At 68.9% G+C, this 24,185-nt stretch carries 19 protein-coding genes; 1 reads left to right on the top strand and 18 read right to left on the bottom strand.

Features of this window, described 5'->3' with window-relative positions; translation table 11 throughout:
- Window positions 1-17 precede the first annotated feature (17 nt).
- The 8 genes from MLGJGCBP_RS25575 to MLGJGCBP_RS25540 all read right to left on the bottom strand — a co-directional run bounded on the left by MLGJGCBP_RS25575 (window position 18) and on the right by MLGJGCBP_RS25540 (window position 11,203).
- Window positions 18-2,570 (bottom strand): [protein-PII] uridylyltransferase, encoded by a 2,553-nt coding sequence (locus MLGJGCBP_RS25575; RefSeq protein ID WP_160098880.1) that lies wholly within the window; start codon window positions 2,568-2,570, stop codon window positions 18-20.
- Window positions 2,560-2,898: a P-II family nitrogen regulator gene (locus MLGJGCBP_RS25570; RefSeq protein WP_005240467.1), complete on the bottom strand. Its 339-nt coding sequence runs from the start codon at window positions 2,896-2,898 to the stop codon at window positions 2,560-2,562. Before MLGJGCBP_RS25570 ends, MLGJGCBP_RS25575 begins: the two co-directional genes overlap by 11 nt.
- A 4-nt stretch (window positions 2,899-2,902) precedes the next feature.
- On the bottom strand, window positions 2,903-4,270 hold the full coding sequence (locus MLGJGCBP_RS25565) for an ammonium transporter (protein WP_087556544.1): 1,368 nt from the start codon (window positions 4,268-4,270) through the stop codon (window positions 2,903-2,905).
- A 211-nt stretch (window positions 4,271-4,481) separates the two neighbouring features.
- Entirely contained in the window at window positions 4,482-5,864 is a 1,383-nt protein-coding gene (ftsY, locus tag MLGJGCBP_RS25560; RefSeq protein WP_201453194.1) for a signal recognition particle-docking protein FtsY, read from the bottom strand.
- A 66-nt stretch (window positions 5,865-5,930) separates the two neighbouring features.
- Window positions 5,931-9,536 carry a chromosome segregation protein SMC gene (gene smc / locus MLGJGCBP_RS25555; RefSeq protein ID WP_160098876.1) on the bottom strand — a complete coding sequence of 1,202 codons (3,606 nt, stop codon included), beginning with the start codon at window positions 9,534-9,536 and terminating at the stop codon, window positions 5,931-5,933.
- A gap of 22 nt (window positions 9,537-9,558) precedes the next feature.
- Window positions 9,559-9,828, bottom strand: coding sequence for an acylphosphatase (locus MLGJGCBP_RS25550; protein ID WP_255314957.1), 270 nt, complete (start codon window positions 9,826-9,828; stop codon window positions 9,559-9,561).
- A 5-nt stretch (window positions 9,829-9,833) separates the two neighbouring features.
- The gene (locus tag MLGJGCBP_RS25545) at window positions 9,834-10,763 is read right to left on the bottom strand and encodes a hypothetical protein (protein WP_087556546.1); all 930 of its coding nucleotides are present in this window, start codon (window positions 10,761-10,763) and stop codon (window positions 9,834-9,836) included.
- Window positions 10,763-11,203 (bottom strand): OsmC family protein, encoded by a 441-nt coding sequence (locus MLGJGCBP_RS25540; RefSeq protein ID WP_087556547.1) that lies wholly within the window; start codon window positions 11,201-11,203, stop codon window positions 10,763-10,765. Before MLGJGCBP_RS25540 ends, MLGJGCBP_RS25545 begins: the two co-directional genes overlap by 1 nt.
- Window positions 11,204-11,350: 147 nt before the next feature.
- On the opposite strand from MLGJGCBP_RS25540, the gene MLGJGCBP_RS25535 reads away from it, so the two are divergent.
- Window positions 11,351-12,055 carry a pyridoxamine 5'-phosphate oxidase family protein gene (locus tag MLGJGCBP_RS25535; protein ID WP_160098874.1) on the top strand — a complete coding sequence of 235 codons (705 nt, stop codon included), beginning with the start codon at window positions 11,351-11,353 and terminating at the stop codon, window positions 12,053-12,055.
- Here MLGJGCBP_RS25535 and mutM read toward each other — a convergent pair.
- The 10 genes from mutM to MLGJGCBP_RS25485 all read right to left on the bottom strand — a co-directional run bounded on the left by mutM (window position 12,006) and on the right by MLGJGCBP_RS25485 (window position 23,968).
- Window positions 12,006-12,875, bottom strand: coding sequence for a bifunctional DNA-formamidopyrimidine glycosylase/DNA-(apurinic or apyrimidinic site) lyase (gene mutM, locus MLGJGCBP_RS25530; protein WP_160098872.1), 870 nt, complete (start codon window positions 12,873-12,875; stop codon window positions 12,006-12,008). The genes MLGJGCBP_RS25535 and mutM overlap by 50 nt on opposite strands.
- Window positions 12,868-13,626, bottom strand: coding sequence for a ribonuclease III (gene rnc, locus MLGJGCBP_RS25525; protein ID WP_072937778.1), 759 nt, complete (start codon window positions 13,624-13,626; stop codon window positions 12,868-12,870). The genes mutM and rnc overlap by 8 nt, the downstream gene beginning before the upstream one ends.
- 19 nt (window positions 13,627-13,645) lie before the next feature.
- Window positions 13,646-13,828 carry a 50S ribosomal protein L32 gene (rpmF, locus tag MLGJGCBP_RS25520; RefSeq protein ID WP_005240446.1) on the bottom strand — a complete coding sequence of 61 codons (183 nt, stop codon included), beginning with the start codon at window positions 13,826-13,828 and terminating at the stop codon, window positions 13,646-13,648.
- A 2-nt stretch (window positions 13,829-13,830) separates the two neighbouring features.
- Window positions 13,831-14,391 carry a YceD family protein gene (locus MLGJGCBP_RS25515; RefSeq protein WP_087556550.1) on the bottom strand — a complete coding sequence of 187 codons (561 nt, stop codon included), beginning with the start codon at window positions 14,389-14,391 and terminating at the stop codon, window positions 13,831-13,833.
- A gap of 149 nt (window positions 14,392-14,540) precedes the next feature.
- Window positions 14,541-15,314, bottom strand: a complete 774-nt coding sequence (locus tag MLGJGCBP_RS25510; protein ID WP_087556551.1) for a DivIVA domain-containing protein — start codon at window positions 15,312-15,314, stop codon at window positions 14,541-14,543.
- A 108-nt stretch (window positions 15,315-15,422) separates the two neighbouring features.
- Entirely contained in the window at window positions 15,423-15,917 is a 495-nt protein-coding gene (gene coaD / locus MLGJGCBP_RS25505; RefSeq protein ID WP_015890262.1) for a pantetheine-phosphate adenylyltransferase, read from the bottom strand.
- A complete protein-coding gene (gene rsmD / locus MLGJGCBP_RS25500; protein ID WP_160098870.1) occupies window positions 15,914-16,480 on the bottom strand; it encodes a 16S rRNA (guanine(966)-N(2))-methyltransferase RsmD in 567 nt (188 codons plus the stop codon). The genes coaD and rsmD overlap by 4 nt, the downstream gene beginning before the upstream one ends.
- Window positions 16,477-19,881 carry a pyruvate carboxylase gene (locus MLGJGCBP_RS25495; RefSeq protein ID WP_087556553.1) on the bottom strand — a complete coding sequence of 1,135 codons (3,405 nt, stop codon included), beginning with the start codon at window positions 19,879-19,881 and terminating at the stop codon, window positions 16,477-16,479. The genes rsmD and MLGJGCBP_RS25495 overlap by 4 nt, the downstream gene beginning before the upstream one ends.
- Window positions 19,882-20,015: 134 nt before the next feature.
- Window positions 20,016-22,274: an ATP-dependent DNA helicase RecG gene (recG, locus tag MLGJGCBP_RS25490; protein ID WP_160098868.1), complete on the bottom strand. Its 2,259-nt coding sequence runs from the start codon at window positions 22,272-22,274 to the stop codon at window positions 20,016-20,018.
- 8 nt (window positions 22,275-22,282) lie between these two features.
- Complete coding sequence (locus MLGJGCBP_RS25485; RefSeq protein ID WP_087556555.1) at window positions 22,283-23,968, bottom strand: DAK2 domain-containing protein; 1,686 nt, start codon at window positions 23,966-23,968, stop codon at window positions 22,283-22,285.
- Between the last annotated feature and the right edge of the window lie 217 nt (window positions 23,969-24,185).

Below are 24,185 nucleotides of genomic sequence, written 5' to 3'. Positions count from 1 at the left end.
CGCTCACGTCCGGTCGTTCATTCTCCCCCGCTGCCCTCCTGCTTCTTCGGCTTCGTGAGCGGGACGACACCGAGGATCGCGCTCTCGACCTGTTCCCGGCTCGCCCTCGTGTCCCCGCCGCCCACATCGAGGCAGAACGAGTCGATCACCGACGAACCCAGCGTCGTCACCCGCGCCCACCGGACGTCCGCTCCGCACGTGTCGAACGCGTCGGCCAGCCTGCACAGAAGCCCCAGCCGGTCCTCGGCCCTGAGCTCGAGGATGACCTCTCCGGGCGACGCGGTGTCGAACCAGATGACTCGCGGCGGCGCCTGCGCGTACTGCACCGGAACCGCGGCCTCGCCGCGTTCCTCGACGGCGGCCACGCGCTGGCTCTCGCGGGCCTCGTCCTCCTTGGCCGTGAGCATCTCCAGCAGATTCAGCTCGCCCGCCAGTGCGCGGATCAGCTCCTGGCGCAGCAGTCCCGCCTGCGGCGGCGCGCCGAACCTCGGGGACACGACGAACGAGTTGACCGCCGAACCCTCGGCACCGCCCAGCGAGGCGGAGAAGACCCGCAGGGAGTGCAGCGCGAGCACACCCGCCGCCTTCGACAGCAGACCCCGCTGGTCGGGGGCGATGACCGTCACCACATACGTGTGCGGACTGTCGGCGGGGACCAGTGCGACGTGCACGCCCCCCGTCGCCGCCAGCGCGACGTGCTCCGGATCGAGCGGATCCGGTGCGGGAAGCACCTCCCCCGCCATGACCAGACGGCACCGGCGCACGAGTTCCCCGATGAGCGAGGACTTCCAGTCGCCCCACACCCCGGGACCGGTCGCCAGTGAATCCGCCTCCGCCAGCGCGTGCAGCAATTCCAGCAGAACGCCGTCACCGCCGAGCGCCTCGACCACCCTCTCGACCGTCGCGGGATCGTCGAGGTCCCGCCGCGTCGCGGTGTGCGGCAGCAGAAGATGGTGGCGCACGATCGCCGTCAGCAGCGCGACGTCGGACGGCCACAATCCGAGCCGCTTGCCGATCTGGGTGGCCAGTTCCGCGCCGACCACACTGTGGTCGCCGCCGCGGCCCTTGCCGATGTCGTGCAGCAGCGCGCCGAGCATCAGCAGATCCGGGCGGGCGACGCGGGTGGTGAACCCACTGGCGTAGGCGGCGGTCTCGACGAGGTGGCGATCCACCGTCCACGTGTGCACCGCATCCCGCGGCGGCAGGTCCCGGACGGCACCCCACTCGGGAAGCAGCCTGCCCCACAGTCCGGTGCGGTCGAGGGCCTCGATCGCGGCGACGGCCCGGCTACCGGTGCCGAGCATCACCAGCAGATCGTTCAGCGCCTCCTTGGGCCACGGCTCCCGCAACTCGGGGGCGTTGTCGGCCAGGCGATTCAGAGTGGACGCCGACATCGGCATCCCCGTCGTCGCCGACGCGGACGCGACCCGCAGCACGAGGCCGGGGTCCTTCGCGGGCCGGGCGTCGCGGGCCAGCACCACTTCACCGGCGTGCTCGACGACTCCCTCGTCGAGGGGCCGCCGCACCGGTGGACGGCGCAACCGCGCCAGACCACGCCGCGGCAGGGCGTGGCCTGCCGTCCGCACACCGACGTCGACGGAGTAGCTGATGGTGCGCGCGGCATCGCTGAGCATGCGCGCGAGGTCGAACCGATCACCGATCCGGAGTGCGGCGCCGATCTCGTCGGCGTCCTGCGCCCGCAACTGGTCGCGCGAGCGGCCCGCCACCCGGTGCAGTTCGGTGCGGACGTCGAGGAGCCGCCGGTGCGCGAGCGCCAATCCCCCGCCGGGCGACTCCGGGCCGAGTCCGGGCATGCCGTCGGTGAGCTGCGCAATGGACAGCGCGTTGAGCAACTGCACGTCCCGCAGTCCACCGCGACCGCTCTTGAGGTCGGGCTCGGCGCGGTGGGCGATCTGGCCGCTCCGTTCCCAGCGGGCCTGGGTCTGCTCGATGAGGCCGTCGAAGCGGTTGCGGATGTCGGTGCGCCACTGCCGGCGCACCCCGCTGATGAGCAGATTGGTCAGCTCGACGTCGCCGACGATGTGGCGTGCCTCGAGCATCCCCAGGGCCGCGGTGATGTCCGTGTCCGCCACCTGCAGTGCCTGAGGGATGGTGCGGACACTGTGGTCGAGCTTGATGTGCGCGTCCCACAACGGATACCAGAGCTGGTCCGCCACCTGCGCGACCACCGCCGGATCCATGTCGTCGTGGAGCAGGAGGAGGTCGAGATCCGAGTACGGCAGCATCTCCCGCCGACCGAGCCCCCCAACCGCGACGAGCGCGAAGCCGCTGTCCGGCTTGATGCCGAGTTCGGCACCCTTTGTGGTCAACCAGAACTCGTGCAGGTCGACGAGCGCGTGACGCAGCGCAGCCGCGTCGAGCCGCCGACCGTGACCTGCCGGATTCCTTGCGCCGGGGCCGGTCTCGGAGCCGCCGGTGAGCAGTTGCCTGCGTGCGCGGGCCAGGTCCGCCGCTTCGTCCGATCCGCCTGACGCAACCGGCCCTGGTTCCGTCGCCTTGGCGACGGGACCAGGGCCGGTCTTACCGGACCCGTTGGGGTCAGAGCGCATCCGCGCCGCGTTCCCCGGTGCGTACCCGGATGACCGACTCGACCGGGGAGACCCACACCTTGCCGTCACCGATCTTGCCGGTGCGTGCGGCCTCGACGATCACCTCGACGACCTTGTCCACAGCAGCGTCGTCCACGACGACCTCGACCCGGACCTTCGGTACGAAATCGACCGAGTACTCGGCGCCTCGGTAGACCTCGGTGTGGCCCTTCTGCCGGCCGTACCCCTGAACCTCACTGACGGTCATGCCCAGGACGCCCGCCTGCTCGAGTCCCGTCTTGACGTCCTCCAGAGTGAACGGCTTGACAATTGCTGTGATCAGCTTCATTTCCTCATCCCTCCTTGCCGGATACACGAGCGGCTGCCGAGTTTCCGCCGAGAGCGGCGAAATCGTAGGCGGTTTCTGCGTGTTCCGACTCGTCCACTCCAAGTGATTCACCCTCGTCGCTGAGCCGCAGCCCGATCGTGAACTTCACGATCAACGCGACGACGGCCGTACCGACGAGCGAGTAAAGCAGTACTGCTCCGGCGCCCACTGCCTGACGCCAGAGTTGGTCGAGGCCTCCACCATAGAACAGTCCGACCACACCCGCGGGCGCCTCAGACGTTGCGACCAGGCCGACCATCAGCGTTCCGACGATGCCACCGACCAGGTGAACACCGACGACGTCGAGCGAGTCGTCGAACCCGAAGCGGAACTTGAGACCGACGGCGAGCGCGCAGAGCGCTCCGGCCACGACGCCGATCGCAAGTGCGCCGACGACGTTCACCGAGGAGCAGGAAGGCGTGATGGCGACCAGGCCGGCCACGATTCCGGAAGCCGCGCCGAGCGTGGTGGCGTGACCGTCCCGAATGCGCTCGACCAGGAGCCAGGCGAGCATCGCCGCGCACGTTGCGATGACCGTCGTGATGAAGGTTGCGCCGGCGATTCCGTTGGACCCGACGGCCGAACCGGCGTTGAAGCCGAACCAGCCGAACCAGAGCAGGCCTGCGCCGAGCATCACGAAGGGCAGGTTGTGCGGACGGAACGGGGTTCCCGGCCATCCCTTGCGCTTGCCGAGGATGATTGCGAGGACGAGGCCGGCGGCGCCGGCATTGATGTGGACCGCGGTACCACCCGCGAAGTCGACCGCGGCGAGTTTGTTGGCGATCCAGCCGCCGGTCCCTGCGGTGACGCCGTCGAAGGCGAAGACCCAGTGCGCCACGGGGAAGTACACGACCGTCGCCCAGAGGCCGGCGAACAGCAGCCAGGGACCGAAGCGCAGGCGATCGGCGACGGCACCCGAGATGAGGGCGACCGTGATGATCGCGAACATGGCCTGGAACGCGACGAACACCGTCGCAGGGATGGTGCCGACGAGCGGGATCGCGGAATCGGCGATGACCGAACCGGCGTCGTCGGTCTCGGCGAGGTAGGAGCCGCCGAACAGTCCCTTGAGCCCGAAGTACTGGAACGGATCACCGACAAGGTTCCCCTTGTCCTCACCGAAAGCCATGGAGTAGCCGTAGAGAACCCACAGGATGCCGACGACACCCATCGCACTGATGCTCATCATGAGCATGTTCAGCACGCTCTTGGCCCGCACCATGCCGCCGTAGAAGAACGCAAGACCCGGAGTCATGAGCAACACGAGCGCGGCGCTGGTCAGCATCCACGCTGTATCCCCGGTGTCCGGTGCACCGATAGTGGGGAAATCCACCTTGAGCCTCCTCCTTCTCTGCCCAGCCGGTTGCGGCTGACGACCTGAGAAGAAGGGTGCTCAGTCGGTGTTTCGGCTGTGCCACTGCACTGTTTCGCGCACGTGAACGCATCGACCTATTTTGTTGCGTACACGTTTCGCCAGGCGATTTGCAGTCGGTTTCGGGTCCCCGGAGCCGTCCGGGACCCCGGGACGACCGCCGGATCCCCCTCTAACCGAGCAACGCGTCGACGAACGCGCCCGGCTCGAACGGCGCCAGATCGTCGGCACCCTCACCGAGTCCGACGAGCTTCACGGGGACTCCGAGTTCGTGCTGGACCTGGAACACGATGCCGCCCTTGGCGGTGCCGTCGAGCTTGGTGAGCACCACACCGGTGATGTCGACGACCTCGGCGAACACCCGGGCCTGCGCCAGACCGTTCTGGCCGATGGTCGCGTCGAGGACCAGGAGGACGTCGTCGACCGATGCCTTCTTCTCGATGACCCGCTTGACCTTGCCGAGTTCGTCCATCAGGCCCGTCTTGGTGTGCAGCCTGCCCGCGGTGTCGATCAGCACGACGTCGACGCCGTTGTCGATCCCCTTGGCCACCGCGTCGAACGCGACGGCCGCCGGATCCGCGGCTTCCTTTCCGCGCACCACTTCGGCGCCGACCCGTTCGGCCCACGTCTGCAACTGGTCCGCGGCGGCCGCACGGAATGTGTCGGCGGCGCCCAGCAGGACGCGCCTGCCGTCGGCCACGAGAACACGCGCGAGCTTGCCCGTGGTGGTGGTCTTGCCGGTGCCGTTCACCCCGACGACGAGCAGGACCGCCGGGTGGTCGTCGTGCGGAAGGGCGCGAATGGAGCGGTCGAGTTCCGGACGGAGTTCGGCGACCAGGACCTCGCGCAGCAGTGCGCGGGCGTCGGCCTCGGTACGGACGCTGCGCGACGCCATCTGCTCGCGCAGCGACGTGACGATCTTCGTGGTGGTCGCCGAACCCAGGTCGGCGATGAGGAGCGTGTCCTCCACCTCTTCCCAGGAGTCCTCGTCGAGGTCGCCGCCGCCGAGCAGTCCCAGCAGGCTCTTGCCCACCGCCGACTGGGAGCGGGACAGACGCCCACGCAGACGGTCGAGCCGACCTTCGGTGGGGGCGATGACGTCGAGCGCGGGTGCCGCGGGAGCCGGTTCGGGCTCGGGAGTCGGCGCAACCTCGGGTTCCGGTTCGACCTCCGGGGCGACCACCGGTTCGTAGGTGACCGGCTCCGGCGGTGGCGCAGGCTTCTCCGGTGCCTTCTCCGGCGCGGGGGCCGTCTCCGGCTCCGGAGGCGCCACGACCTCCGGTTCGGGGGCGATCGTGGGTTCGGGCACCGGTGTGGGGAGTACGGGCTCCCGGGGCGGCGCCGTCGCCGTCGACCCCTGGCTGAAGTTGAAGCCGCCGTCGGCGCGATAACTGCCCGAACGGTCCTTCTCCGCCGTGGTGACCTGCGGGGTGTCCGGCGCCTTCAGGGAGATCCGGCGACGCCGATACAGCAGGGACCCGACGACGAGAACGACGAGAAGTACGGCCAGTGCGGCCGCGATGGCAATCCAAGCTCCGGTAGTCACGCCGCCCATTGTTTCAGGCTCCGGATTCCGTCGCGCACTGCCTCGCCGGGCGAACGGTCCCCGTCGGTGCCGGAATCAGGCGTCCGCGGCCGCCATGTCCTGGCCACGGAGCCGCTGGGAGATGACGGTGGTGATGCCGTCGCCGCGCATGCTGACGCCGTAGAGCGCGTCGGCCACCTCCATCGTCGGCTTCTGGTGGGTGATGACGATCAGCTGGGACTTCTCCCGCAGCTGCTCGAACAACCCGATGAGGCGACGCAGGTTGGTGTCGTCCAGCGCGGCCTCCACCTCGTCCATCACGTAGAAGGGGGACGGCCTGGCCCGGAAGATCGCCACGAGCATTGCCACGGCCGTGAGCGATTTCTCACCACCGGAGAGCAACGACAGCCGCTTGACCTTCTTGCCGGGGGGCCGGGCCTCCACCTCGATGCCGGTCGTCAGCATGTCGGACGGGTCGGTGAGCACCAGCCTGCCCTCGCCGCCGGGGAACAGTTTCGCGAAGACCTGCACGAATTCGCGTTCGACGTCCGCGTAGGCCTCGGTGAACACCTGCAGGATGCGGGCGTCGACGTCGGCGACGACACCGAGGAGGTCCTTGCGGGCGGTCTTCACGTCCTCGAGTTGTGTCGAGAGGAAGTTGTAGCGCTCCTCGAGTGCGGCGAACTCCTCGAGCGCCAGCGGGTTGACCTTGCCGAGCGTCGCCAGGTCCTTCTCGGCACGTTTCGCGCGACGTTCCTGCGTGGTGCGGTCGTACGGAATCGGCGCGGGCATCGTGACCTGTTCGCCGCGTTCCTTCGCCTGCTCGTACTCCTCCATCTCGAGCGCGGACGGTGGGAGCGCCACGTCGGGACCGTATTCGGCGATCAGATCGTCCAGGCCGATCCCGTGCTGGTCGAGGATCGCCTCCTCGAGTTGTTCGATGCGCAGTGCGGCCTGCGCGCGGGCCACCTCGTCGCGATGCACGGCGTCGGTGAGCGACGCCAGCTGTCCGGTCAGCTGACGCACCCTCTCCTTCACCTGTTCGAGTTGGGTCGTCCGCTCGGTGCGGGCCCGGGCGAGATCGTCCCGGTGCGCCATCGCGGCGTCGACGACCTCACCGAGGTGCTCGGCGACCCGCTGTCCGGACTCGGCGACCGCCGCCGCGACGGCGGCCGCGTTCTGCCGGGCCTTCATCGCGCGTTCGGCCCGGGCACGCGCGTCGCGTTCCACCTGGGCGGCGCGGCGCAGCGAATCGGCCTTGCCGCGCACCGACTCGGCCCGTTCCTCGGCCGTCCGCACGGACAGCCGGGCCTCGACCTCCACGGCCCGCACTTCCGCCAGGGCCGCGGCGGCCATCTCCCGATCGATGCTCGTCGAATCGGAACCCCCCGTGTCGGCGCCGGCGGGCGAGGCCTCCTGTTCCGCCATCCGCAGCCGCTCCTCGAGTTCGGCCAGCGCAGTGAGCGTGTCCTCGCGACCGCTCTCGGCCTTGTCTCGCTGCGCCATGAGCCGATCGGATTCGGCATGCGCGGCCCGGGCGGCCTGGCCGAGGCGGCCGAGGCGTTCGTAGATGGCCGACATCGCGGCGTCGGATTCGTTCAGCGCGGCCAGTGCCTGCTCGGCGTTCTCCTGGCGGTCGGCCTGTTCCGCGACGGCGCCGGACAGTGCCGCGGACAATTCCTCGGCGCGACGTTCGGCGCGAGCGAGGTCCTGCACCGAGTTGTCGATGGCGGCCTGGACCTCGAGGGTGCTCGGCTGGCGGTCGGAGCCGCCGCTCATCCAGCCCGCCCCGAGGAGATCTCCGTCGCGGGTGACGGCGCGCACGTCGGGTCTGCGCCGGACGTGTTCGACGGCGTCGTCGAGGGAGTCGACCACGACCACTCCGCCCAGGAGTGCCGCAAGCCCGGTCCGCAATTCGGCGGGGCAGTCGATGACGTCGACGGCCCACCGGGCGCCGGAATCCAGGTGCCCACCGTTCGGCACGGCTTGATCGGTGCCGATGACCAGGGACGCCCGGCCGCTGTCCGTCTCCTTCAGCGCACCGACCGCGCCGCGGGCGGCGTCGAGGGATTCGGCGACGACGGCGTCCGCGGCGGGACCCATCGCTGCCGCGACCGCACCTTCGTACCCCTTTTCGACGGTGATGAGACCCCCGATCGGTCCCCGGATACCGTGCTCGCCCCGGTTCTCGACGAGCCAGCCTGCGCCGTCCTTGCGTTCGAGGCCCATCGACAGCGCGTCGATCCGGGCGCGCAGCGACGCCACTTCCTGCCCGGCGGCGCGTTCTTCGGCCTGGAGTTCGGTGACGCGTTCGGTGATCAGGCGCAGCGCCTCGACGGCACGCTCGTGGTGGGAGTCGAGCCCGAGTTCACCGGCGTCGAGGTCGCCGATCTCGTCCTGGACGACCTCGAACTCGGACTGCGCCGCGTCGCCGCGCCGTCGGGCCTCGTCGATCGCGACGGTCAGCCGCGACACTTCGGCGTCGACGGAGTCGGCGCGGGTGCGCAGGGTGTCGACCTGCCCGGACAGCCGGGCCAGGCCTTCACGGCGGTCGGCGATCGCGCGCACCGCCGCCATGTGGGCCCGTTCCGCGGCGGCGGCGGTCTCCTCCCCCAGCGCCAGTTGCTCCTTGGCCGCGTCCAGCGCCGCGCGGGCCATTTCGACGGCTTCGACGAGTTCCATTTCCTCCGCCGCGATCCGGTCGGCGCGGGCCTCCATCTCGTCCGGATCCTGACCGCGGTTCGCGGACGGCTCGGAGTCGAGGTGGCGCGCCCGCTCGCGGGCGATGCGGATGGTCGCGTTGACGCGCTCCGCGAGCGCCGACAGCTGGAACCACGTCTGCGCGGCCGCTTCCGCACCCGGTGTGAGCCTCGACAGTTCCTGCTCGTGCCGTCCCAGCTCGAGATTGGCCTCGTCGAGCGCCTCGGTGACCTGGTCGTGCTGTTCGCGGGCAACCTTCTCGTCCTGCGCCTGGTCGGCGAGCTCCTCACGCCGCGTCACCAAGTCGTCGGCGGCGAGCCGCAGCTTCGCGTCGCGGAGGTCGGCCTGCACGGTCTGCGCACGGCGGGCCACCTCGGCCTGCCGCCCGAGCGGTTTGAGCTGTCGGCGCAGTTCCGCCGTGAGGTCGTTCAAGCGCGCCAAGTTGGCCTGCATCGCGTCGAGTTTGCGGACCGCTTTTTCCTTGCGTTTGCGGTGCTTGAGCACCCCGGCGGCCTCTTCGATGAACGCGCGCCGGTCCTCCGGACGCGATTCGAGGATGGCGGCGAGGCGGCCCTGCCCGACGATCACGTGCATCTCCCGGCCGATACCGGAGTCGCTGAGCAGTTCCTGCACGTCCATCAGCCGGCACGAGCTGCCGTTGATCTCGTATTCGCCGGCGCCGTCGCGGAACATGCGCCGGGTGATCGACACCTCGGAGTAGTCGATCGGCAAGGCGCCGTCGGAGTTGTCGATGGTCAGCGTCACCTCGGCACGCCCGAGGGGCGCCCGCCCGGCGGTGCCGGCGAAGATCACGTCTTCCATCTTGCCGCCGCGCAGCGCCTTCGCCCCCTGCTCACCCATCACCCAGGTGAGGGCGTCGACGACGTTGGACTTACCCGACCCGTTGGGCCCCACGACACAGGTGATTCCCGGCTCGAATCGCAGAGTCGTTGCGGACGCAAAGGATTTGAATCCCTTCAGCGTCAGACTCTTCAGATGCATGACGGAGAACTTTACCTTCGGTTCACCGTTCGACGAACCCGGTGAGGTCGCCGCGGGGGGAATCCCATTGCTCCACGACGAGATCCACCGCGCCGGGCGTGTCTCCCGACCGCAGCAATGTCAGCAGGGTGTCCAACTTGTCCCGGGGTCCCTCGGCGATGACGAGTACCCGGCCGTCCTTCTGGTTGGCCGCGTAACCGACGAGGCCGAGTTCGAGTGCGCGGGCGCGGGTCCACCACCGGAATCCGACACCCTGCACGTACCCGTGCACCCACGCTGTCATTCGCTCCATGTCCGTCACGACCGTTCGAGCTTGTAGATCTTCCCGGTGAAGCTGGTGGCGTAGAGCGCATCCGGGTCCCAGCCCGGTCCGGCACCGAAGCGCACCGACGACACGAGGGGCAGCCCGGACGCCAGGGCGCAGCTCTCCCCCGTCGCCGGATCGACCCGGACCACCTTGCCGCCACCGTTGTACGCGACGTACACGATGCCGTCCGGTCCGACGGTGAGGTCGTCGGCGGCGTTGAGCGGCCCGGAGCCGGGCAACTCCACGGACACGACAGGACCGCGGAGGTCGTCTTCGCGGAGGATGCGCAGCGTCGTGGTGGTGTCGAACGTCGTGACCGTGTAGACGTTGCCGTCGTGCACGGCGAGTCCGTCGACCGTTCCCAGATCGGTGCGCACGACCTCCGGTGTGTGGGGGTCCTCGGCCGGGACGCGGGTCAGTCCGGCCCCGGAGCCGAGATTCCGCGCGGTGAGGATGTCGCCGTTGCTCAGCCGGACGAGCCCGTTCGGCATCACCAGCCCCTCGGCCACGGTGCTCGTGTCACCGGTGTCGAGATTCACGACGTCGACGGTGCCGCTCGTCGAGCCCGTGACCCCGGAGGCGAAGGAGTTCCCCGTGGCGAAGTACGCGTCGGCGCCGTCCACGGCGATCCCGCCCGGCGACTCGACCTCCGGCACGATCGGGGTGACGGTGCCGTCGGGGCTGACCCCGTCCAGGGCTCCGCCGCCCACCAGACCCGTCCGCGACACCAGCATGGTGCCCGCGCCATCGAAGGCCAGGTTCTCGAGCACGCCCGCGCCGGACGTCACCTCCGACACGGACCACGGGGTGCAGGCGCCGCCGGGGGGCGAGAACGCGGGCCCGGCCGCAGCAGGCGCGACCACGAGCAGGCCCGCGCAGAGCACCGACCCGCCCGCGAGTGCGGCGAGCTCGCGACGCATCACTGTTCCTTCTCGACGGACAACGTGACTTTCGTCCCGGCCTTCAGCGTCCGCCCGACCGTGCACACCTTGTCGACCGACCGTTCCACGAGCGTGACCAGACGCGCCTGCGCGTCGGCGTCGAGTTCGCTGAGATCGAGCTCGAGCACCTCGTCGAGCTGCGGGTACACCTCGTTCTCCCGGTCGGCGGCGCCGGACACCCGGATGGTGGCCTCGTAGTTGTCGCCCAGGCGCCGCGACAGCGGGAAGTCCGAGCTCATTCCGCTGCACGCGGCGAGTGCGATCTTCAGAAGTTCCCCGGGGGTGAACACGCCCTCCACGCCCTCGGAGCCGATCAGGACCTCGGCGCCGCGGGAGCTGCGGCCGGTGTACAGCCGGGTGCCCGTTCGCTCGACCCACAGTGAGGTGGGCGCCGTCGTGTCGGAAGTCTGTTCTGCCATGCGCTCAATCCTGCCACCGACGGGCGCAACGCCAGGTAGGCGGGTGGGCGGCACCGGTTTCCACCGATTTGTGAACGTCGATTCTCAGCAGTGGGAACCGGTGGGCCGTAGGGTGAACCGACCAACGACGCCGAGACGTAGCGGGGAATGCAGATGGGCCAGATCGGGAGTGCGGGAGAACGCCGACTTCAATCCGAGTTCGGCACCGGGGATCGTGCCGCCAAGTTCTACTCGGATCAGATGCTGGACCATCTCAATCCGACGATGATCGAGTTCGTCGGACGCCAGGAGATCGCGTTCATCGCCACCGCCGACGCGTCCGGCGAGTGCGACAACAGTCTGCGTGCCGGGACTCCGGGATTCATGCACGTCATCGACTCGAAGACCCTCGCCTACCCGGAGTACCGCGGCAACGGTGTCATGGCGAGTCTCGGCAACATCCTGGAAAACCCGCACGTCGGAATCATTCTCGTGGACTTCGTGCAGGACCTCATCGGACTGCACGTGAACGGTTCGGCCCGGATCGTCGACGACGAGGTCCTCCGCTCCGAGATCGCGGATCTGCCGGTGGACCACTCCGGCGGGCGGATCCCCGAACGCTGGGTGGTCGTGGACGTGGAGGAGGCATACATCCACTGCCGCAAACATATTCCGAGGATGGCACCGGTTCCCCGCCACCGTGAATGGGGAACCGACGACGTGAAACGCAAAGGCGGCGACTACTTCGACGCCAAGGCGACGCCACGCCACGACGCCGACGGACAGGTCGCCGAAGAGCCCATGCCCGCCGGACTCACCCACGTCATCTCGCCGGGCTTCTCCGTGGCGCCGGCTGGCACTTCGGGCAACTGAACGACGAGCGGTTCATGAACTTCTCCCGCCGGATCGCAGTGCCGCACCGCGGGCACGGCCGATCCTCCTGACCGTAGGCGGACAGGCAGCGGTCGAAGTAGCCCGACTCGCCGTTGACGTTCACGTACAGCGCGTCGAACGACGTGCCGCCCTGGGTGAGTGCCTCACGCATCACCTGTTGGGCGGCGGTGAGCACATCACGAGTCCGGGGACCGGTCAGCCTGTCGGTGAGCCGATTTCCGTGGATCTGCCCGCGCCACAACGCCTCGTCCGCATAGATGTTGCCGATGCCGGAGACGACGGTCTGGTCCAGCAGCACCCGTTTGATCTCGGTGTGCTTGCCGCGCACCACCTTCACGGTGGCCGCGAGATCGAAACGCGGATCCAGTGGGTCGCGGGCGATGTGCGCCACCGAGTCCGGCACGAGCGAACCGTCGACGTCGACGAGAGGCGCGAGTGCCCAGCCCCCGAACGTCCGCTGATCCACGAACCGGAGGTCGAGACCGGAATCGAGCCGGGCCCGGATACGCAGATGCTTCTCGGTCGGCAATTCCGGTGGCTGCACGAGCATTTGACCACTCATCCCGAGATGCACCACGAGAGCGACCGTGCTGGGTTCGAGGACCAGCCACAAATACTTTCCACGACGGTCGGCGCCCGCGATCCGTTCGCCGGTGAGCTGTCCGGCGAGGTCCGCGGCACCGGGCAGGTGACGCCGGATCGCCCGCGGGTGCAGGATGTCCACCGAATCGATGGACGCCCCCACGATGTGGCGTTCGAGTCCGCGCCGGACTACCTCGACTTCGGGTAGTTCAGGCACTGACGTCGTCGGTCGCTACGTCGGGTCCTGCGTCGGACAACGCATTCCACGCCGTGCTCGCAGCCTTCTGCTCGGCCTCTTTCTTGGAGCGGCCGATACCGACGCCGAGGGGCTTGCCGCCGACGATCACGGTGGCGGTGAACTCCTTGTCGTGATCCGGACCGGTCGCGGTGATCTCGTACGCCGGAACTCCGACGCCACGCTCCGCGGTCAGCTCCTGCAGGCTCGTCTTCCAGTCCAGGCCCGCGCCGAGGCGGGGGGCTCGCTGAAGGAGGTCGCTGAAGAGATCGAGCACGACGCGTCGCGCCGTCTCGATTCCGTGCTCGAGATGGATGGCGCCGAGAATCGACTCCATGCCGTCGGCCAGGATGCTCGGCTTGTCGCGGCCGCCGGTCATCTCCTCGCCCTTACCGAGCAGAAGATGGGCACCGAGACCGCCCTCACCGAGACTGCGCGCCACTTCCGCGAGCGCGTGCATGTTCACGATGCTCGCCCGAATCTTCGCGAGGTCGCCCTCGGATTTGTCGGGGTGCGCGAGGTAGAGCTTCTCCGTGACGGTGACTCCGAGTACGGAGTCACCGAGAAACTCGAGACGCTCGTTGGTGGGCAGGCCACCGTTCTCGTACGCATACGAGCGGTGCGTCAACGCCAGGGTGAGCAGTGAAGGCTCGATTTCTACGCCGAGGGCGGCGAGGAGGGAAGCATGATCCTCCTCGCCGCCGGCGGGTGTATTACTGATGTCGCTCGTCACAACGCCTCTCCGTGGAGAACTAGACGGCGGCAGTGACCTGGCGGCCCTTGTATGTGCCACACGACGGGCACGCGACGTGGGGCAGCGTCTTCTCGCCGCAGCCACGGTTGGGGCAGGTGACGAGGGTAGGCACAGTGGTCTTCCACTGGCTGCGACGCGACCTCGTGTTGGATCGCGACATTCTGCGCTTGGGGACAGCCACTTCTACTTCTCCTCGGCTTCGTTGTTCACAAGATTCTTGCTGGGTTCCGAATCCACGCCAAATTTGGCTGCAAGACCAGCCCAGCGAGGATCAAGTATGTCATGCCCGTGGCCAGATTCGGCAATCGCCAGGCGAACGCCACATTCTGGGCACAATCCTTGGCAGTCGTCACTGCAGAGCGGCTGCAACGGCAGTGCGAGGCCGACGGCGTCGATCACGACGGGTTCGAGGTCGATCTCGTCGTCGACGACGTGATAGACCTCCCCCTCCTCCGTGGTCTCTTCCGTGGCGCTGTCCGGGTACGCGAACAGTTCCGTGAGAGTCAGGTCCACCGCGTCGGAGAACGGCTCGAGACATCTCGAGCACTCCCCGACGGTGTCGGCTCGCAACGAACCGGTGACCAGGACCCCCTCGGATACGGCCTCCAACCGGAGATCCAGATCGATCTCCGATCCTTCCTCGATGGCGATCAGGTCGAGACCGATACGCCGTGGCGCCGTCACCACCCGTTCCACGGTGCGCATCGAACCGGGACGACGGCCGAGTTTGACCGTGTCCAGCACGAAGTCCGCGTCCCGACGGGAGCGCGATGAGCTGTGGCGATGGGATGACAACAAACTTCACTTTCGAGAAAAGGGAAACGACAAAGGGCAACCACCCCACGATACGCAATGAGCGCTGTGGAGCCAAATTCGATCGGGAGTTCAGACGCTCAGCGGCGACGCTCGGCGCGGCGGTCGTCGACGTCGTAGTCGGAGGCGTAGTCGGGAACACCCGAACCCGTCCGCAACTGCTGACGGCCCCGCCCCACGGACCGGACGGTGCCGTTGAGGAAGTCCTCGAACTCCGCGAGCTTCGTGTCGACGTACAGGTCGCAGTCCGAGCGGAGACGATCCGATTCGGCGTGCGCGGAGTCGATCACCCGCGCCGACTCTGCGTGGGCGGCCTGGACGACCTCCGTCTGCGAGACGAGCCGCGCCTGCTCGGCCGTGCCCTCCGCGACGGACCTCTCGTAGGACGCCTTGCCCGACTCGATCATGCGATCGGCCTCGGACCGCGCCCGACCAGTGAGTGCGTCGTACTCACGCCGGCCTTCGGCGACGGAGGACTCGGCCTCGGCGCGCGCGTCCGCGACCAACTGCTCGGCGTGCGCGCGGGCCTCGGCCACCATCCGGTCGGCCTGCGCCTTCGCGTCCGCCAGGATGCGGTCGGCGTCGTCGCGGGCGTTCTCGATGGTGGAGTTCGCTTCGGCGTTGGCGCTGGAGACGGTCTTCTCCGCATTGGCGCGGGCGTCCCCCACCAGCTTGTCCTTGTGGTCCAGGACGTCCTGGGCGTCGTCGAGTTCACCGGGAATCGCATCGCGCACGTCGTCCAGCAGTTCGAGGACGTCGCCGCGGGGAACCACGCAGCCGGCGGTCATCGGTACGCCGCGTGCCTCTTCGACAATCGCGACAAGTTCGTCGAGCGCCTCGAAAACCCGGTACACAAGCAACCCCAATCGTCCGTGACCCTCAGCAGGTCGGCGCAGCCTTCCTCGTGCAAGTCTGCACGACCGGACGCCGCGGGTGGGTCCTGGCAGCCGGTGTGTCGGGTATCAGCTGCTCTCGGCGGCGCGCTCGGCGATCCTCGTGAGAAGGCGGGCGTGCACCTTCTCGGGGAGCATGTCGGAGACGTCGCCACCGAAGGTGGCCACTTCCTTCACGAGCGAACTCGACAGGTAGCTGTAGGTGGGGTTGGTCGGGATGAAGAGGGTGTCGACACCACTGAGCTTCTGGTTCATCTGCGCCATCTGCAGCTCGTAGTCGAAGTCGTTGGCACCGCGAAGGCCCTTCACGATCGCCGTGATCCCTTGCTGCTTGGCGTAATCCACCAGCAGGCCGTGCCAGGAGGAGACCCGCACGTTGGGCAGATCAGCGGTCGAGTCTTCGAGCATCTCGATGCGTTCCTCGACGGTGAAGAGGCCACGCTTGTTCTTGTTGACCATGACCGTCACGATGACCTCGTCGAACTGCGCGGCAGCTCTGCCGATCACGTCAAGGTGGCCATTGGTCACAGGGTCGAAGGATCCGGGGCAGACAGCGCCAGTCATGAGTCCAGACCGTAGCAGGTTGCCAACTCGATTCTCGCCTCGCCGTACTTCTTCGCCTTGACGGGCGCGAAGCCGTCGGGCCAGGCCGTCTCGGGCGACCTCGACGACCGCTCGAGCACCACGATCGAGCCGTCACCGACCCAGCCGTTGACCCGCAGGTGACCGAGGACCGTCTGCACCGCCGCATCGTCGACGGCGTACGGCGGATCCGCCATCACCAGGTCATACGGCCGGTCGGCGGTGCCCGCGAGCACCGCAGCCACCGGGGCGCCGCGGACTTCCGCGCCGGGCAGGCCGACCGTCGTCACGTTGTGCTTGATGACGCCCGCCGCCTTCGAGTCGGATTCGACGAGGACGACGCGATCCGCACCCCGGGACAGCGCCTCGAGGCCGAGCGCCCCCGAGCCCGCGTAGAGATCGAGGACGGACGCGCCCTCGAGGTCCATCCTGCTGTGCAGCGCGCTGAACAATGCCTCGCGGACCCGGTCCGAGGTGGGCCGGGTCCCGCTCGGCGGGACCCGCAGGCGTCGACCGCCTGCGAGTCCCGCGATGATCCGAGTCACTCGCTCGCGGACTCCCCCGTCGCCACGACGGCGAGGAGGTCGCCGCCCTCCACCTGCTGGACCGATCCGATGGCCAGCCGGGTGACGGTGCCACCGCGGGGTGCGGTGATGGCCGCTTCCATCTTCATGGCCTCGATGGTGGCGATCGTGTCCCCTGCGGCGACGTGCTGGCCCTCGCTGACCGCGAGGGTCACCACACCGGCGAACGGCGCCGCCACGTGGCCGGGGTTGTTCTTGTCGGCCTTCTCCGCGGCGGGGATCTCACTCGAGATCGACCGGTCACGCACCGACACCGGACGCAACTGCCCGTTGAGGATGGCCATGACGGTGCGGTAGCCCCGCTCGTCGGGTTCGGAGATGGCCTCGAGCCCGATGAGCAGCTCGACACCCTGCGCGAGACGGACCCGGTGCTCGTCGCCGCGGCGCAAACCGTAGAAGAACTGGTTCGCCGACAGCTGCGAGGTGTCGCCGTACTTTTCCCGGTGCTCGAGGAATTCCTTCGTCGGGCCGGGGAACAGCAGCCGGTTCAGCGTCGCGCGGCGTTCCGCGGACGTGCCGGCGAGGGCCTTCTCGTCCTCCGCGGACAGCGGTACCTCGGGCTTGGCGTCGCCGCGGCCCTCGAGTGCCCGGGTGCGGAACGGCTCCGGCCAGCCACCGGGCGGGGTGCCCAGTTCGCCGCGCAGGAACCCGACCACCGAGTCGGGGAGGTCGAACTTCGCGGGGTTCTCCTTGAACTCCTCGGTGGAGGCACCGGAGCCGACGAGGTGCAGGGCGAGGTCGCCGACCACCTTCGACGACGGCGTGACCTTCACAAGGCGGCCGAGCATCCGGTCGGCGGCCGCGTACTTGGCCTCGACCTCCTCGAACTTGTCGCCGAGCCCGAGGGCCACGGCCTGCGTGCGCAGGTTCGACAGCTGACCGCCCGGGATCTCGTGCGTGTAGACCCGCCCGGTGGGGGCGGGCAGCCCGGACTCGAACGGGGCGTAGACCTTGCGGAGCGCCTCCCAGTACGGCTCGAGGTCGCACACCGCCTGCAGATCCAGGCCGGTGTCGTGCTCCGAGTGCGCCGCCGCGGCCACGATCGCCGACAACGCCGGCTGGCTGGTGGTGCCGGCCAGGGCGGCCGAGGCGCCGTCGACGGCGTCCGCGCCGGCCTGCCATGCGGCCAGGTACGTCGCGAGCTGTCCGCCCGGGGTGTCGTGGGTGTGCACGTGCACGGGCAGGTCGAAGTTCTTGCGCAGCGCGGTCACCAGGGTGGTGGCGGCCGGGGCGCGGAGCAGTCCGGCCATGTCCTTGATCGCGATGATGTGCGCACCGGCCTCGACGATCTCCTCCGCCAGGCGCAGGTAGTAGTCGAGGGTGTACAGCTTCTCGTTCGGGTTCGACAGGTCGCCCGTGTAGGACAGGGCGACCTCGGCGACCGAGGTGCCGGTCTCGCGGACCGCGTCAATGGCCGGCCGCATCTGGTCGACGTTGTTGAGGGCGTCGAAGATGCGGAAGATGTCGATGCCGCTGTTGGTGGCCTCCTCGACGAACGCCCGCGTCACCTTCTCCGGGTACGGGGTGTACCCGACGGTGTTCCGGCCGCGCAGCAGCATCTGCAGGCAGATGTTGGGCACGGCCTCACGCAGCGCCGACAGCCGGTACCAGGGGTCCTCGTGCAGGAACCGCAACGCCACGTCGTAGGTGGCACCGCCCCACGCCTCGATCGAGAGCAGTTCCGGCGTCATCCGGGCGACATGCCCGGCGACGTCGAGCAGACCGCTGGTGCGCACGCGGGTCGCGAGCAGCGACTGGTGGGCGTCGCGGAACGTGGTCTCGGTGACCGCGAGCGCCTTCTGCTCCCGCAGTGCCTTGGCGAATCCCTCCGGCCCGAGGGCGAGGAGCTTCTGGCGGCTGCCGTCCTGCGGCGGGGCGGACAGATCGATCTGGGGCAGCTTGTCGCGCGGGTACACCGACGACGGCCGCTCGCCGTGCGGCTTGTTGACCGTCACGTCGGCGAGGTAGGACAGGATCTTGGTGCCACGGTCGGCGGAGCTGCGCAGCGTGAGCAGCTCGGGGCGCTCCTCGATGAACGAGGTGGTGACCCGTCCCGCCTTGAAATCGGGGTCGTCGAGCACGGCCTGCAGGAACGGGATGTTCGTCGACACCCCGCGGATGCGGAACTCGGTGACCGCGCGGCGGGCCCGGGCCACGGCGGTTTCGAGGTCGCGGCCGCGGCAGGTGAGCTTGACGAGCATCGAATCGAAGTACGCGCCCACCTCGGCGCCGAGGGTGGCACCGCCGTCGAGACGGATGCCCGCACCGCCCGGGGTGCGGTACGCGGTGATCCGGCCGGTGTCCGGACGGAACCCGTTGGCCGGGTCCTCGGTGGTGATGCGGCACTGCAACGCCGCACCGCGGAGCTTGATCTTGTCCTGGCTCAGGCCCAGATCGGCGAGGGTCTCCCCCGACGCGATCCGCAGCTGCGACTGCACGAGGTCGACGTCGGTGACCTCTTCGGTGACGGTGTGCTCGACCTGGATGCGCGGGTTCATCTCGATGAACACGTGGTTGCCGCGGGTGTCGAGGAGGAACTCGACGGTGCCCGCACAGGAGTAGTTGATCTCCTTCGCGAACGCGACGGCGTCTGCGCAGATCTTCGCCCGCAGCTCTTCCGGAAGGTTCGGGGCCGGTGCGAGTTCGATGACCTTCTGGTGGCGACGCTGCAGCGAGCAGTCCCGCTCGAACAGGTGGATGACGTTGCCCTGACCGTCGGCCAGGATCTGGACCTCGATGTGCCGCGGGTCGACGACGGCCTGCTCGAGGAACACCGTCGGATCACCGAACGCCGATTCGGCCTCGCGGGCAGCGGCCTCGATGGACTCCTTCAGCTGCGCGCGCTCGGCGACCCGGCGCATGCCGCGGCCACCGCCGCCGGCGACGGCCTTCACGAACAGCGGGAACTGCATGGTCTCGGCCGCGGCCAGCAACTCGTCCACATCGGCGGACGGCTGCGACGACGCCAGCACCGGCAGACCGGCAGCCTTCGCCGCGGCGATCGCGCGTGCCTTGTTGCCAGTGAGCTCGAGCACCTCGGCGGAGGGACCGACGAACGTGATGCCCGCTTCGGCGCACGCGGCGGCGAGATCCGGGTTCTCGGAAAGGAAGCCGTAGCCGGGGTAGATGGCGTCGGCGCCTGCCTGCTTGGCCGCGGAGACGATCTCATCGACGGAGAGGTACGCCCGAACCGGGTGTCCCTCCTCGCCGATCTGATAACTCTCATCGGCCTTCAGACGGTGGATCGAGTTCCGATCCTCGTACGGGAACACCGCAACCGTTCCAGCACCTAGTTCGTAGGCGGCACGGAAAGCGCGGATCGCAATTTCGCCACGGTTGGCGACCAGGACTTTGGAGAACATTGGAGCAAACTACCCCGCCGAAGACGGCCGTGGAGAACAGGCATCCCACATTGCAAGATTCTCCGCAAACTTCACAAAGACGCCCCTGACGTGTGCGAATTCTGCAACAGACCCGAAACAGACGTGCGAAGTTCTCACGTTTTCTCCAAATATTCGATGCGGTCGGCGTCGAGCGCCGACGTCACCATCGCCGACAGCCCCGGGTGATTTTCGAGCCGCGGATCGTCGGCGATCACCGACCGCGCGAACTCGGACGCCGCCGCGATGACGTCCTCGTGGCCGAGCAGCGACAACAGCCGCAGCGTGGACGTCGTGCCCGACTGCGCCGCACCGAGGATGTCGCCCTCGCGGCGGGTGGCGAGGTCGAGTTGCGCGAGTTCGAAGCCGTCGTTGGTCGACGCGACGTTCGACAGTCGCTCGTAGGCGGGGCCGCCCGGGTTCATTTCGGTGACGAGAATGCAGAGCCCCTGGTGTTTGCCGCGGCCGACGCGTCCGCGCAACTGGTGCAGCTGACTGACACCGAACCGGTCCGCGTCGACGATCACCATGATCGTCGCGTTGGGGACGTCGACGCCGACCTCCACCACCGTGGTGCACACGAGGACGTCGATGTCTCCGGCCGTGAAGTCGCGCATCACCGCGTCCTTCTCGTCCGCGGGCAGCCTGCCGTGCAGCAGTCCCACCCGCAGGTCGGCCATGATGTCGCCGCTCAGTTCCTCGAACACGTCGACGGCGGACTTCGTCTCGGGCGCCTTCTCGTCGAACGTGTCCTCACCGTCGCCCTTCTCGCCGTCGCCGATCCGTGAGCACACCACGTACGCCTGCCGCCCGTCGGCCACGTCCTCGCGGATCCGTTCCCACGCCCGCGCGACCCACTGCGGCTTCTGGGACGCGGGTACCACACTGCTCTTGATCGGGGAACGTCCCTTCGGCAGCTGGCGCAGCGTCGACACCTCCAGATCGCCGAGCACCGTCATCGCGATGGTGCGGGGAATCGGCGTCGCCGTCATCACCAGCAGGTGCGGGCTCAGCCCCTCCCGCGCCCTCGACCGCAGCCGGTCACGCTGCTCGACACCGAACCGGTGCTGCTCGTCGACGACCACCATCCCGAGGTTGAAGAATTCGACGTTGTCCTGGATGAGGGCGTGCGTCCCGATGACGATTCCGGCGTCGCCGGTGATCGCCTCGTTCAAGGCCGTCCGTTTGGCGGCAACGCCCATCGACCCCGTCAGCAGCGCCACCCGCGTCGCCTTCTCGTGCGCCCCGAGTTCACCGGCGGTCGCGAGGGAGCCGAGCATCGCCCGCAGCGATCGGGCGTGCTGCGTGGCGAGTACCTCGGTGGGTGCGAGCAGCGCGCACTGGTAGCCGGCGTCGACCACCTGCAGCATGGCACGCAGGGCCACGATCGTCTTGCCCGAACCGACCTCACCCTGCAGCAGCCTGCTCATCGGGTGCGGTTGCGCCAGATCGGCGGAGATCTCGTCGGCGACCGAGTGCTGACCGTCGGTGAGCTGGAAAGGGAGCATGCTCTCGAACACGTCCGCGATCCCACCGGGCACGGGCGGGCACGCCGGTGCGACCCGCTCGGCGTTGTCGTGGCGGCGACGGGCGAGCACCAGTTGCAGCGCGGTCGCCTCGTCGAACCGCAGTCGGTCGTGGGCGTTCTCGACGTCCTCGCGGGTGTCGGGCAGGTGGACCGACCGCAGGGCTTCGTCGAGTCCGATCAGGTCCCGTTCGGCCCTGATGTTCTCCGGTAGCGGGTCGTCGACGTGGTCGAGCTGGTCCAGGATCTGGCGGACGCATTTCATGATCGTCCAGCTCTCCACATCCCGGGTGGCGGGGTAGAGCGGGATCAGCGCGCGGTCGAACACCGACATGTCGACCCCGGCTCCGGCTTCCTGTGACGCCCGGGCGATGCCCGCGAGGTCCCCGGCGCCGCGGATCCGGCCGACGTTCACGACGGGGTCCTCGCTGCCCGCGCGCGGTTCGGGAAGGACGAGGTAGCTGGGGTGGGTGAGGCTCCATTTGCTGCGGAAGTACTTCACCGTTCCCGAGAACATCGCGCGCACGCCGGGCTTGATCACGTGCTTGACCTTCTGCGGGCTGAAGAAGGTGACGTCAACGTTCTGGGTGTCGGTCGACAGGACCACCTTGAGCATGCTGCCCGGCCGGTTCTTCATCTTCACGACGGCCGCGGACGTGACCCGGGCGATGATCGTGATGTGCTCGCCCTCCGGCGGGTCCTTCTCGGCGAGTTCCCGGCCCTGGGAGGCGTACCGGTGCGGGTAGTGCCGCAGCAGGTCCTCGACCGTGCGGATGTCGAACGCCTCCTCGAGCGCATCGGCTGTCTTCTTCCCCAGCAGATGATCGAGCCGGTCGGACAATGTGGCCATCGAATTCCTCATTCCACCCCGAGTTGCAACAGATCTCCAGGTTGTCCTCCGTGGTAGATCATCACCTCGACGCCGGGGTGCCTCTGCGAGATGTGATCGGCCAGTTCGGTGTCGAGCCCCTCGGGCGCTTCCGAGCCCATCAGGAGTGTCACCAGTTCTCCACCCGCCCCGAGGACGAGGTCGACGAGCCGTCGCCCGGCGGCGACCGCGTCCGGTTCGATGACGATCACCTCGTGACCCATCAGTCCGATGCCGTCGCCCGGTTCGCAGGTGCCCACGTAGGTGAGGGCACGTTCGCGGGCGATCCGCAGCGACCCCCAGCGGGTGGCGGCGGCGGCCTCGGACATCGCGAAGGCGTCGTCCACCGCCTCGCGCCCGGGATCGTGCACCGCCAGGGAGGCGAGTCCCTGCACCATCGCGGACGTCGCGAGCAACAGGACCTCGTGCCGGGCGTCGCGCGCCGCGGCGCTGACCGCGACGAGTTCCTGCGCCGTCAGCGCGCCGTTGGGGAGGACGAGCACCTCGGTGCGTCCCATCTGCCGGATGACGCCGAGGAGCTGGGCGCGGGTGACGGGGGCGTCGTCGCAGCGCAGGATAGTCGCGCCCTCGCTCGCGAACAGTTCGGCGGCGCCGTCCCCGGCCACGACGGCGACGATTCCCCGCTCGCCCTGATCGGGCCGGGTGCGGACCGGCGGAAAGAGCAGCCCCTGGTCCCGCGCGTCCACGAGGAAACTGCTGACCCGGATTCCGTGGATGCGACCCGCCGCGAGTCCGGCTTCCACGGCCGCGCCCGCGTCCGTGCAGTGCACGTGCACCGACCAGCCGCCACCGCCGTCGCCGACGATCACGATCGAATCCCCGAGGTCGTTCAGCGCGCTGCGCAGCCCCGCCATCCGGGCCTCGTCGGACTCCGCGACCAGGTACATCACCTCGAAGTCCTGGTCCGCGCCCTCGTCGCAGTCGGGTCCGGGTCCCGGATGCGCGTGCGCTGCCTGCGGCGCGGCGACGGAAACGGGTTCGGCGCGCCGCGCAGACGGGGTGCGCCGCGGAACGTGGAGTGCGATCGGCGGACGATCCGGCGGCGCACCCGTCACGGCGGTGACGAGCGCGTCGAGGATCACCACGAGTCCGAGTCCGCCCGCATCGACGACGCCTGCGGTGCCCAGCACCTCGAGTTGCGACGGTGTCCTGGTGAGCGCGGCGGCCGCCGCGTCGGCTGCCGCCCGGGCGGTGTCCGCGATCGGCGCCTCGTCCGGGAACTCCGCCGCCGCGTCGGCGGCGCAGCGCAGCACGGTGACGATGGTCCCCTCCACCAGATAGCTCACCGCGTCCGTCACCAGGTTGGTGGCCATCAGCAGTCCGGTCCTGACCGTCCGGGTGTCCACGGCCGAGGCGACAGCCGCTTCCGCGACCCCCCGCAGCACCTGGGACAGGATCACCCCGGAGTTCCCGCGCGCGCCGGCGACCGCACCCCGCGCCAGGGCGATCGCCACCTGCCGGACGTCCTTGGTGCCACCGTCGGCGCCCGCGTACTCGTCGATCGCACCCAGCGCCGCACGCATCGTGAACAGCAGATTGGTGCCCGTGTCCGAGTCCGGGATCGGAAAGACGTTGAGGCTGTTGATCTCCTCGCACCGCCGTTCCAGTCCGGCGACGGCGGTCCGCGCCCACGACTCGAGGACTCGACCGTCCATCGGGAGCTCAGGGGCCACTGTCGTCCTCTCCGGCCGGGGAATGGGAAGGTGCCGCCAGACTAGTCGGGGGACGGTGATCGGGCCCGCGGTCCGAGCCGTTCGGGACCGGGTTTGGCCATTCCCCACTCGAGCGGCTACTCTTGCACGGTTGCCTCGTTACGGGCGCACTTGCTGTGCCCTGTTTCCACGAGGCCAGCAAATTTCACAGTTCACTATC

This window comes from Rhodococcus sp. T7, from assembly GCF_009872365.1.
Classification (GTDB): Bacteria; Actinomycetota; Actinomycetes; order Mycobacteriales; family Mycobacteriaceae; genus Rhodococcus_F.
Note: the sequence above shows the minus strand (reverse complement) of the source record. Positions and strands in the feature narration are given on the sequence as shown.

What these genes read in the sequence shown, in the direction of transcription:
- ftsY (WP_201453194.1), bottom strand. Translation starts at nt 5,864, where the DNA reads ATGGGCGGCGTGACTACCGGAGCTTGGATTGCCATCGCGGCCGCACTG.
- recG (WP_160098868.1), bottom strand. Translation starts at nt 22,274, where the DNA reads ATGGCCACATTGTCCGACCGGCTCGATCATCTGCTGGGGAAGAAGACA.
- smc (WP_160098876.1), bottom strand. Translation starts at nt 9,536, where the DNA reads ATGCATCTGAAGAGTCTGACGCTGAAGGGATTCAAATCCTTTGCGTCC.
- coaD (WP_015890262.1), bottom strand. Translation starts at nt 15,917, where the DNA reads ATGACTGGCGCTGTCTGCCCCGGATCCTTCGACCCTGTGACCAATGGC.
- MLGJGCBP_RS25570 (WP_005240467.1), bottom strand. Translation starts at nt 2,898, where the DNA reads ATGAAGCTGATCACAGCAATTGTCAAGCCGTTCACTCTGGAGGACGTC.
- MLGJGCBP_RS25575 (WP_160098880.1), bottom strand. Translation starts at nt 2,570, where the DNA reads ATGCGCTCTGACCCCAACGGGTCCGGTAAGACCGGCCCTGGTCCCGTC.
- MLGJGCBP_RS25545 (WP_087556546.1), bottom strand. Translation starts at nt 10,763, where the DNA reads ATGCGTCGCGAGCTCGCCGCACTCGCGGGCGGGTCGGTGCTCTGCGCG.
- MLGJGCBP_RS25550 (WP_255314957.1), bottom strand. Translation starts at nt 9,828, where the DNA reads ATGGAGCGAATGACAGCGTGGGTGCACGGGTACGTGCAGGGTGTCGGA.
- MLGJGCBP_RS25535 (WP_160098874.1), top strand. Translation starts at nt 11,351, where the DNA reads ATGCAGATGGGCCAGATCGGGAGTGCGGGAGAACGCCGACTTCAATCC.
- MLGJGCBP_RS25495 (WP_087556553.1), bottom strand. Translation starts at nt 19,881, where the DNA reads ATGTTCTCCAAAGTCCTGGTCGCCAACCGTGGCGAAATTGCGATCCGC.
- MLGJGCBP_RS25485 (WP_087556555.1), bottom strand. Translation starts at nt 23,968, where the DNA reads ATGGACGGTCGAGTCCTCGAGTCGTGGGCGCGGACCGCCGTCGCCGGA.
- MLGJGCBP_RS25540 (WP_087556547.1), bottom strand. Translation starts at nt 11,203, where the DNA reads ATGGCAGAACAGACTTCCGACACGACGGCGCCCACCTCACTGTGGGTC.